An 8,135-nucleotide genomic window follows, 5' to 3' on the forward strand; every position below is an offset into this window, starting at 1 on the left:
AGTGCAGGACGTAAACGGCCTGACCGTTTCTGCCGAAATCATTGCGCAAGAGCGCGGCGAAAAGGTGATCGTTTTCAAAAAGCGTCGTCGCCACAATTATCGTCGTAAGCAGGGCCATCGTCAGTCACTGACGCTGCTGCGCATCCTCGCCGTCGGCAAGGAAGAGAAAAAGGCTGCTGCGCCGAAAGCTGAAAAGGCTGAAGCCGCGCCAAAGAAAGCCGCTGCGCCCAAAAAGGCTGCAGCTTCAAAGGAAGCTTGAGCGGTAACGCTCTGAGTTAGGAGTTTAGACCATGGCACATAAAAAAGCAGGTGGTTCGTCACGCAACGGTCGCGATTCAGCAGGCCGTCGCCTTGGCGTTAAGAAATTCGGTGGCGAAAGCGTCATCGGTGGCAACATTATCGTCCGTCAGCGCGGCACCAAGGTTTATCCGGGCGCAGGCGTTGGCCTTGGCAAGGACCACACTTTGTTCGCGCTCGTCGCGGGCCGTGTGCGTTTCCACGCTGGTAAACTTGGCCGCAAATATGTGTCGGTCGACATGGCAGCCGCGGCGGCCGAATAAACAGGACAATCGATACCGGGTTGTCCAGACGGATGACCCGGAAATCGCATCAGGTGGTTTCCACCTTTGAACAGGGAGACGGGTCAACCGGTCTCCCTTTCTTTTTGTCTCATTCTCCCTGTTCTCAGCCTCCTGCGGAGGAACTGTAACACCGCTGTCGCTTTATCATGCAAAGGGCGGCGCAGAACGGGAGTGAAATGATGTTCGCGAGAACCGAAAGATTGTTATTGCGGCCAAGCTGGCCCGAAGATGCGGGCGAGCTTCATCAGGCCATCGCCGATGAAGGCATTGTCCGCAATCTCGCCCGCGCGCCGTGGCCCTATACGGCGGAGGACGCCGTCCGCTTCGCAACGCAGGAGCATGACGCGCACTTCCCTTCCTTTTTGATGATGCTGCGCACCAATGGCGCGCCGCGTCTGATCGGCGCGTGCGGTATTGGCAACTTCAATAATGACGCTGAACTCGGCTATTGGATCGGCAGACCATATTGGGGATTGGGTTTCGCCACCGAAGCCAGCCGCGCCGTCGTTGAGATAGCCAAGACGATCGGCCACAGGAAATTGGTCGCGAGCCACTTCACCGACAACCCCGCGTCGGGCAATGTGTTGCGCAAGCTTGGCTTTCAAAGCACCGGCAAGACGGCACTACGCCATAGTAATGGCCGCGGCATTGCCACGACGTGCGCGCTGTACGAACGCTCGCTTGAGGACGCCGTCACCGACGATGGAAACATGCGAACCATGCCGCCCTTAGACATGCGCGAATATATGGAACGCCTTCAGGCGGCGTGAGCGGCATTCAACGCTATTGGACAAGCAATGCAATTGGCCTAACGTGTAAAATGATATCTACGCACAGGCACTCATGACCACACACGCTTCAAAAATCGTACAACTGAATGATCCCGCCATGCCGCGCCGGTTAAGCCCCGAGGCGAGCCGCTTGGCGGCGCTTGAGGCCGCGCGCGACCTATTGCTTGAATCGGGTCCGCAGGCCGTTACCCTTAAGGCAGTCGCGGGACGCATTGGTCGCACGCACGCCAATTTGCTGCATCATTTCGGCTCAGCCTCCGGGCTTCAGCGCGAACTGGCCGCCTATATGGGCGACAAAATCTGCAGCAAAATCGGTGCAGCGGTTGTGCAAATGCGCGGCGGCGTGGTGACCCCGCACGAGCTAGCTGACTTGATTTTTGACCAGTTTGATCGCGAGGGTGCGGGCGCGCTTGCGTCGTGGATGCTGCTGTCGGGCAATGAAGATGCGCTCGATCCGATTATCGAGGCGATCCATAGACTGGTCGACGAAATCAGCGAAGATGGGCTGGACGACACGTCGCTGCATGAACTCACGCTTGAGATGGTGTTGATGGCATTGGGCGACGCATTGCTGGGCGGCCCGATGTCGGCTTCGCTTGGTTTGCCGCGCGAGACGGGGCGTCAAATTGCCGGCCGCAAATTGGCGGCCTCATTGGACGAGTGGCAGTCCCAGATTGAGAGCTAAGGCGCGACGCGATAATATTCGCGGTACCACGCGGCAAATTTTTCCAGACCTTCGGCCAGCATCACTTTGGGTTTATAGCCCGTCAGTGCATGGAGCTTTGACACATCGGCATAGGTGGCGGTCACATCGCCGGGCTGCATCGGCCGCATGACTTTAACGGCCTCATGCCCAATGGCTTTCTCGAGCGTCTCAATCATCTCCATCAGGCCAACCGGATGGCTGTCGCCGATGTTGAGCACGCGGTGCTCGCCGTGGGCGGGTGGGTTATCAAGCGCGCCAATGATCCCGTCGACAATGTCATCAATATAGGTAAAATCGCGCGCCATCTTCCCGTCGCCATAGACTTCAATCGCCTCGCCCTTCAGGATTTTCTGCGTGAAGCTGAAATAGGCCATGTCGGGGCGTCCCCACGGGCCGTAGACCGTAAAGAATCGCAGGCCCGTTTGCGGGAAGCCGTAAAGTGTGGTGTAGGACTGGCTCATCAGCTCACATGCGCGTTTGGTCGCGGCGTAAAGTGACACAGGATCGTTGGCGGGCTCATCTTCCTTGAAGCCCTCGCCGCCCATCGGCTTATCGCCATAGACTGAACTTGATGAGGCGTAGACGAGATGCTCAAAACCCTCCGCATGGCGGCACGCCTCCATCACCGACAGATGGCCCGCAAGATTCGAACGTTCGTAGGCGAAGGGGTTTTCAAGGCTGTAACGCACGCCCGCCTGCGCCGCCAAATGGACCACACGCACGATTTTATGGTCGCGGACAAGCGCTGCCATTTTTGCGGCGTCGGCAATGTCTATGCGCTCAAATGCGAAGCTATTAATCCCCGCAAAAGTCGCGAGGCGCGCCTCTTTCAATGCAGGGTCGTAATAGTCATTGACGATATCGACACCAATGACGCGCTCACCGCGCGCGAGCAACCGATGCGCCACGGCGTGGCCAATGAAACCGGCTGCGCCTGTTACGAGTATCGGTGCCGGCATGTCAAAAAACGTCCTTATGCATCAACGCAAATGCGCGGGCAAAAAACACCTCGCTTTTCGCCCCACGCCGAACGCCTTAACACCGAACGGTGCTGACGCAACATAGGTGATGTCAATGTGGTCGCTTAGAAAATATTACTTTGAAGGTTGGTTTTTGTCGGTCGCGGAAGTCAGGCGGCGCGGCGTTGATCCGTTGCCTGCAGCCATGCCCGTGCCTGGCGCTGTGCCTCTACGATTTCACGTGCGGTCATCTCGTCCGAGATATCTGCGCGGCACATCGTCGCCGCTTCGCTGCCATTCAGGGCAGCGAGATTGAACCACTTGTGCGCCGCAATCAGGTCGACTTCGACACCGCCGCTTCCGCTAGAATAAGCCATGCCCAAGTCATATAATGCGTCCGCGTCGCCGCGTGCCGCATCGGCCAACCGGCTGTCCATCAAGAAATTCGCGCTTTTGAAACTGTTACCCATGATGACTGTCCCCACATCCACTGTGTGCGGTCAATCTCGCCAAACATGGATAACAAATGGTTAACGCAAAACGCGAGAACTGCATTCGGATTGGGACTTAAAATGTGCGCCTATAGCGGGCAGTTATCCAGCAGGCGTGTCTTGCCGATCTTGGCCGCCACCAACAACCGCGCCTCTCGGCCGTCAAAGGCCTGCAGCTCCTCAAGAGTCACCGCGTCGGCGAGCGCAAAATAGTCCACCGCATCAAAACCGCCCGCCAATATTTTTGCAGTCGCGGCAGCAAGCGTGTCGGCCACAGCGTTGCCGGCACGAATATCGCTCGCTGCGTTTTCCAACGCCCGTGGCAAAGCCAAAGCCGCCATTCTTTGTTCGGGCGTCAGATAGGCATTGCGTGACGACAGTGCGAGGCCGTCTGCGTCACGCACGATCGGAACACCCAATATCTCCAGATCGAAATCGAGGTCGCGCGCCATTTGGCGGATGACCGCGAGTTGCTGGAAATCCTTCTCACCAAATAGCGCGACATCGGGCTGAACCTGATGGAACAATTTCGCGACAACAAGCGCAACACCGTCAAAATGCCCGGGGCGTGCGCCGCCACAATATCCGCGGCTTGGCCCATCAACATGCAATTTGGTCGCAAAGCCCTGCGGATAGACAGTTGCCGCAGTGGGCGCCCATAAGATGTCGACACCCGCAGCACGCAATAGTTCTGAATCGCGTTCAAAGGTGCGTGGATAGGCGTCGAGATCTTCATTTGGGCCGAATTGGGTCGGGTTCACAAATATAGACACCACCACCGCGTCGGCATGTCGCCGCGCATGGTCGACCAGTGCCATATGCCCGTCATGTAATGCCCCCATGGTCGGGACGAGCGCAATGCGCCCCGTCTCTTTTCGCAGAAGGGAAACATTGTGCCGTAATGGGCTAAGTTGATTGATGGTTTGCACGTGTCGGCGGCCTTGTTTAATGGCTTAAGTGAACCCGCCTATGCGGGACGGCGCGGCGACATTTCAAGGCAAATGTCGGGTGCAAGATATTTAGGACAGATCCGGGGGAATATGGGCAAGGCACATCACATTGTTTTCGCTAATGAAAAGGGCGGAACGGGTAAGTCGACGACGGCGGTGCATGTCGCCATTGCCCTGGCATCGCGCGGTGCGCGGGTTGCATGTATTGACCTTGATTCTCGCCAACGGACGTTGTTTCGTTACCTCGAAAACCGGCGCGACACGATTGCGCGGCGTCGCATCAGCCTGCCCATGCCCGTGTTTGAAGTGTTTGAGCATGATTCGCAGGCGACACTTGACCGGCAAGTCGAACGCCTGGGCGCCGAGAATGATTTCCTGATATTTGACACGCCCGGCCGCGATGACAAATATGCCCGCCTCGTCGCCACGCGGGCAAATACGCTCGTGACCCCCATCAATGACAGCTTTGTAGACTTTGACCTCATCGGCCAAGTCGATGCGGAAAATTTCAAAGTGCGCAAATTGAGCTTCTATGCCGAACTCATCTGGGAGGCGCGCAAGGAACGGGCCAAGACCGACGGCGTTACGATCGACTGGATCGTGGTGCGCAACCGGCTGCACAATATGGAGGCGCGCAACCAGCAGCGCATGACCAATGCCATTGCCGAATTGTCGAAGCGCGTGGGTTTCCGGTCCGTGCCGGGCTTGAACGAACGCGTTATTTATCGCGAGCTTTTCCCATCGGGACTGACGCTGATCGACAAGGGCCATTTGGGACAGTTGGCGACTGCGCATATCGCCGCACGTCAGGAATTGCGCGAACTTGTCACCGGCCTCGCCCTTCCAGATCTGCAGGGCTCCATGCTCGTTTAATGGCGTTTCTCGCGATCCTGATTATCGCCGCGCTGGGTTGGGCGGTGTGGACGAAAAAGCTGCAAGCGCAGCAGCTACCGCCGATATTGCTCGGAATTGGCGGCGCCTTTCTGGCCGCACGCGGGAGCTTTCTGCTTGGGATTGGCGCAATCGCAATTGCCGCGGCGTGGTATCGCGGGATGACGTGGCGGCTGGGCAAAGGCGCGAAAGACATTGACGCGGCAGATCTTGATGCGGCCCGTGTTCTGCTTGGTGTTTCCCGTTTCGATACTGCCGAACGCATTCGCGAGCGGCACCGCGCCTTGATTGCGCAAAACCATCCCGACGCAGGCGGCAGCGATGCACAGGCCGCCGCGTTGAACAAAGCCCGCGATCTTTTGTTAGATGATTTGAACGATAAACGGCTGTAATTGCCGAGCCATGTCCCAGAAACAGGTATCGAATGACCCATAATTTCCACCCGACATCGCTGCGTGAATATGACATTCGCGGGATCATTGGTGAAACGCTTGGCACAGGGGATGCCTATGCGATTGGTCGCGGCTTCGGCACCTGCCTCGTCCGTGCCGGCGGTAAAAAGGCTGCTGTGGGTTATGACGGTCGCGTCAGCTCGCCTATGCTGGAAGAGGCGCTGGTCAAGGGATTGAACGACAGCGGTGTGGACGTTGTGCGTATCGGCATGGGGCCAACGCCCATGCTATATTATGCCGAAGCCGTTCTGGACGACGTAGATGGCGGCATTGAAATAACCGGCAGCCATAATCCAGCCAATTATAATGGCTTCAAAATGGTCCTCATGGGGAAACCGTTTTTCGGCGCGGATATCCAAAAGCTGGGCAGCATGGCGGCGGCAGGGGATTGGACCGACGGTGAGGGTACTTCCGAGCATCTGGATATCCTTGACCAATATGTCGCCCGCGTTGCCGAGGCGGCGCCGCAAAAGGCATTTCGCATCGGGTGGGACGCAGGCAACGGGGCGGCGGGACCGGCAATTGAAAAGCTGGTCAAGATGCTGCCGGGTGAGCACCATCTTTTGTTTGTGGATGTGGATGGCCAGTTTCCCAATCATCATCCCGACCCCACCGACCCTGTAAATCTGGTCGATCTGCAAAAGCTTGTCGCGGAAAAGCGGCTCGATTTCGGAGTGGCTTTTGACGGCGATGGCGACCGCATTGGCGCGATTGATGGCGAGGGGCGCGTTATCTGGGGCGACCAATTGCTGCAAATTTATGCGCAAGACGTGCTGGGCGATGTCCCGGGCGCTACGATTATCGCCGATGTGAAGGCGTCGCAGGCGCTATTTGACCGTATCGAGCAACTTGGCGGGCAGCCGCTGATGTGGAAAACCGGCCACAGCCTGATTAAATCCAAAATGAAGGAAACCGGATCGCCACTGGCGGGCGAAATGTCCGGTCACATCTTCTTTAAGCATCAATATTATGGCTTTGATGACGCGATTTACGCGGCGGTGCGTTTAATGGCGGCGTCGGCCAAGCTCGGCAAAAGCGTCACGGAACTGCGCGGCGATATGCCCGTCATGATCAACACCCCCGAAATGCGCTTTCAGGTCGATGAGACCCGCAAGTTCGCGGTGATCGAAGAAGTTCTCGCGCGGCTTTCTGCAGACGGCGCCGACGTCAACAACACCGACGGCGCGCGCGTAAATACGCCTGATGGCTGGTGGTTGCTGCGCGCATCCAACACGCAGGATGTATTGGTCGCGCGTGCCGAAGCGTCCTCCGAAGAAGGCCTCGAACGGCTTATGGCGCAGATTGATGCGCAATTGGCAGCATCGGGACTGGAACGCGGGGAAACTGTCGGGCATTAAGCTCTGGTGACATTACCTTCCATCATCACCGACTGGTTCGCTGCACGCGATTGGACGCCACGGCGGCATCAGTTGGAGATGCTGGAGGCAGCTGGAGAGGGGCGGCACGCATTGCTCGTCGCCGCGACGGGTGCAGGCAAGACGTTGGCTGGATTTTTGCCGACATTGGCCGAATTAATTGCAGACATGCGTTCCCCGGCGCAGGCCGGGGTCCAGACGAGATCAAGCAATCCTTCGTTGGGCACTGGATCCCAGCCTGCGCTGGGAAACACGTTAACGCACGCGAGCGGCCTGCACACGCTCTACATCTCCCCGCTCAAGGCGCTTGCGGTCGATGTCCGACGAAACCTTTTGATGCCAATCGAAGAGATGGGCCTGCCCATCCGCGTCGAGGCGCGCACGGGCGATACGCCGTCCGATCGCAAGGCGCGGCAGCGGGTGAAGCCGCCGCACATATTGCTGACGACGCCCGAATCATTGTCGCTGCTGCTCAGCCACGAAGACAGCGTGCATATGTTCTCGACGCTCAAGCGCGTCATCATCGATGAAGTGCATGCCTTCGCCAATGGCAAGCGCGGCGACCTGCTCAGCCTGTCGCTTGCACGTCTGCACACCCTCGCACCCGATTTGCAGCGCGTTGCCCTATCCGCCACCGTTGCCGATCCCGATGACTATCGCGCATGGCTCGCGCCTTATGGCGATATCGATCAGGTGCGCTTGGTCGAAGGCGAGGCTGCGGCAGAGCCTGACCTCAACATCCTCCTCCCCGAAGGCCGCGTGCCATGGGCGGGGCACAGCGGGCAGCATGCGATACCGCAGCTGATCGACAAAATCGGCCGCAACAAAATCACGCTCATTTTCTGCAACACGCGCTTCCTTGCCGAGTTCATCTTCCAGAAATTATGGGACGCGAATGAGCCCAAATATGCCATCGGCATTCACCACGGCTCGCTGTC

General features: G+C 58.0%; 11 protein-coding genes. 8 read left to right on the top strand and 3 right to left on the bottom strand.

The window, feature by feature from the left end; all coding sequences use genetic code 11:
• The 4 genes from rplU to ACIQZK_RS10200 form a co-directional block, all read left to right on the top strand.
• The coding region (rplU, locus tag ACIQZK_RS10185; RefSeq protein ID WP_397576030.1) for a 50S ribosomal protein L21 at positions 1 to 259 on the top strand (259 nt) is incomplete at its 5' end.
• A gap of 31 nt (positions 260 to 290) precedes the next feature.
• Positions 291 to 560, top strand: a complete 270-nt coding sequence (gene rpmA, locus ACIQZK_RS10190; protein WP_395634797.1) for a 50S ribosomal protein L27 — start codon at positions 291 to 293, stop codon at positions 558 to 560.
• 197 nt (positions 561 to 757) lie between these two features.
• On the top strand, positions 758 to 1,351 hold the full coding sequence (locus ACIQZK_RS10195) for a GNAT family N-acetyltransferase (protein ID WP_397576031.1): 594 nt from the start codon (positions 758 to 760) through the stop codon (positions 1,349 to 1,351).
• A gap of 73 nt (positions 1,352 to 1,424) precedes the next feature.
• Positions 1,425 to 2,057, top strand: coding sequence for a TetR/AcrR family transcriptional regulator (locus ACIQZK_RS10200; RefSeq protein ID WP_397576032.1), 633 nt, complete (start codon positions 1,425 to 1,427; stop codon positions 2,055 to 2,057).
• Here the strand turns inward: ACIQZK_RS10200 and ACIQZK_RS10205 are convergent.
• From ACIQZK_RS10205 to panC, 3 genes are all read right to left on the bottom strand, one after another.
• On the bottom strand, positions 2,054 to 3,037 hold the full coding sequence (locus ACIQZK_RS10205; protein WP_397576033.1) for an SDR family NAD(P)-dependent oxidoreductase: 984 nt from the start codon (positions 3,035 to 3,037) through the stop codon (positions 2,054 to 2,056). The two genes, ACIQZK_RS10200 and ACIQZK_RS10205, sit on opposite strands and share 4 nt — an antisense overlap.
• A gap of 170 nt (positions 3,038 to 3,207) precedes the next feature.
• Positions 3,208 to 3,507, bottom strand: coding sequence for a hypothetical protein (locus ACIQZK_RS10210; protein ID WP_397576034.1), 300 nt, complete (start codon positions 3,505 to 3,507; stop codon positions 3,208 to 3,210).
• Positions 3,508 to 3,617: 110 nt separating this feature from the next.
• Positions 3,618 to 4,457, bottom strand: a complete 840-nt coding sequence (gene panC, locus ACIQZK_RS10215; protein WP_397576035.1) for a pantoate--beta-alanine ligase — start codon at positions 4,455 to 4,457, stop codon at positions 3,618 to 3,620.
• A 111-nt stretch (positions 4,458 to 4,568) separates the two neighbouring features.
• On the opposite strand from panC, the gene ACIQZK_RS10220 reads away from it, so the two are divergent.
• The 4 genes from ACIQZK_RS10220 to ACIQZK_RS10235 all read left to right on the top strand — a co-directional run.
• Complete coding sequence (locus ACIQZK_RS10220; protein ID WP_397576036.1) at positions 4,569 to 5,351, top strand: division plane positioning ATPase MipZ; 783 nt, start codon at positions 4,569 to 4,571, stop codon at positions 5,349 to 5,351.
• A complete protein-coding gene (locus ACIQZK_RS10225; protein ID WP_397576037.1) occupies positions 5,351 to 5,761 on the top strand; it encodes a molecular chaperone DnaJ in 411 nt (136 codons plus the stop codon). Before ACIQZK_RS10220 ends, ACIQZK_RS10225 begins: the two co-directional genes overlap by 1 nt.
• Before the next feature lie 32 nt (positions 5,762 to 5,793).
• Complete coding sequence (gene pgmG / locus ACIQZK_RS10230) at positions 5,794 to 7,179, top strand: phosphoglucomutase/phosphomannomutase PgmG (protein ID WP_397576038.1); 1,386 nt, start codon at positions 5,794 to 5,796, stop codon at positions 7,177 to 7,179.
• A 6-nt stretch (positions 7,180 to 7,185) separates the two neighbouring features.
• On the top strand, positions 7,186 to 8,135 hold a 950-nt coding region (locus ACIQZK_RS10235), incomplete at its 3' end, for a DEAD/DEAH box helicase (RefSeq protein WP_397576039.1).

The organism is Sphingorhabdus sp., assembly GCF_044338195.1.
Taxonomy (GTDB): Bacteria; Pseudomonadota; Alphaproteobacteria; order Sphingomonadales; family Sphingomonadaceae; genus Sphingorhabdus_B.